Raw genomic sequence first — 1,935 nt, forward strand, 5'->3', positions numbered from 1 at the left:
CTCTTGTCCGACATTGACCGACCAGCTTTGCTGTTCGGCTCCCGGCGCGACGGTCCCCGACAGCGGCCCATGATTCATGATGGGCTGCATGTTCAGCGCCGCGGCCGGGTTCACCGCATCGGGCGAGGCAATCTTCTCGTTGATGTGATCCCCGCTTTGGAGCCTCCCGGCCAAGTGCGTTGCGGTGATCGCCGAACCGTAGATCAACATCAATGAAATCGCGGGCGTACTCGCCGCGAGCATTCCCCCGACGCCCAGATAGTCGCTCAAGATGAAGTCGAGCTTCCAGATTGCGAGAATCGACGGCATCGGGGTGTTTCCCAGCGCCACATCCTGGAGCGCGTCCATTTTGAATTTCACCGCCATGATGATATAGAGGTTGATGATTGCGAGGATCGGCTGCCAGAGCTGTATCCACAGGCCGAACAAGAGGTACTTGCCGACCATACTGATGCCGGTTGGCCCCAGCCCAATGGCGAAGATCATCAGTGGTGATACCGCATACAGGAAGGCCTCGAAGAAGGTCATCATTGGCCGCACGATGCGGGAGAACAGGCGTTCTTCCGAAGCCCACTGCGTATTGCGTTGCTGCGAGGCCTGTTCGATGGCTGCCGCATCGGCCCCTTGGAGCAAGGCCCGCTTGTTGGCCGAGCGCGCGTAGGGCAGCATGGCCGCGGCGGTTGCCATCACCATGTAGTTTTGGGCGCCGACGCCGGTCCCCGCGAGCGCGTCGAGTGCGGCGTTCACCGCCCCCGGCACATCGTTCGGGTTGGCGATCCGCAGGGTCGCCGCCACCGAGGCTTGCAGCTTCGGCACGTACTGCGTGGTGAGGTAGTTCGACAGGTCGGTCCACGCATCCGGGCATTCCTTCGTCACCGGGTTGCCGCCGATCCACAGCTCAGTGGTGGGCACCACCAGCGTGCTGCCGAGCGCGGTCCGCCAGTTGGGGTTGCGCAGGAGGTCGTCGGCGGACCGGGTGCCGTTGTTGAACCCATACAAGGTGCACTCGGAGAGGTAGTTGACGAAGGTCCGTGCCATGTCCGCCCCGGCCGTCGGGGCGTTCGCGGCACCGAGCGCGGTCATCGACAGGGTCGTCTTGCGTACCCCCTGGAGGATATGCAAGGGTGCGGCGAAACCGTACCCGGTCATGGTCGGGGTAGAGAATGCCTGCTCGAACAGCTTGGTGGCGCCGTAGCCGATCCCGCTCATCAGCCCACCGATGGCGGCGGGTCCCAGCGGAACGTTATCGACCACGCGTACCGCCCCGGAATAGACATCCTGGACGGACACCTTCACGGTGGGACCGAACATGCCCATGTAGACCACCCAGGCCACCAGCATGTGCTGGAGCTGCGGCGGGCGGGCCTGAATGATGCCCTGAAACATGATGAGCATGAAGCCGACCAAGAAGCCGATGCCCGCCAGTGCGTGCATGTTCCCGGAGCCCGAGAGCATGGCGACGGCGTTCAGGACCGCGGTGAGGTAGGCGGCGTCGCCAATCGAATAGATGTCCCACATGGTTCAGGCACTCAGCAAAGTGATGGACGGCGCGTCCTGGCAATATCCAGGGTGCCATGGTTCCGCACCCACGCGTGATAGCCGAAGGTGCCGATTTCGTTGGGGAATGCGGGAGGCGGAAGAGGACTTGGTGCGGGTCAGTCAGACGGGGAGGGGGCGCCTCATTTCCGGTTGCGTGCGCCTGCGCCCGCCGAAACCGGCTATTGCGTTGACTCGAACCCCGCATCTGCCGCGTCGGACTGCAATGGCCGTCCCTTGACCAGCGGCGCCAACGAACTGTAATGCGTCATCAACGATTGCAGGTTCCCGTAGCGCTGTGCGATCTCGCTGTACTGCTGCGCGACATCGTCTTTGGCACTGCGGATTTGTTCGATCACCTGTTTGGCATACGGGTTCTGGTGGAGCGAGGCCGCCTGC

General features: G+C 63.0%; 1 protein-coding gene and 1 pseudogene. Both read right to left on the reverse strand.

The window, feature by feature from the left end; translation table 11 throughout:
* Positions 1 to 1,518 (reverse strand): conjugal transfer protein TraG N-terminal domain-containing protein (locus QZY44_RS27260; protein ID WP_295455504.1); only part of this gene is annotated, 1,518 nt, incomplete at its 3' end.
* Between the two features lie 200 nt (positions 1,519 to 1,718).
* Positions 1,719 to 1,935, reverse strand: a pseudogene (locus tag QZY44_RS27265) (hypothetical protein); the annotation flags it as partial.

The organism is uncultured Thiodictyon sp. (assembly GCA_903837595.1).
Taxonomy (GTDB): Bacteria; Pseudomonadota; Gammaproteobacteria; order Chromatiales; family Chromatiaceae; genus Thiodictyon.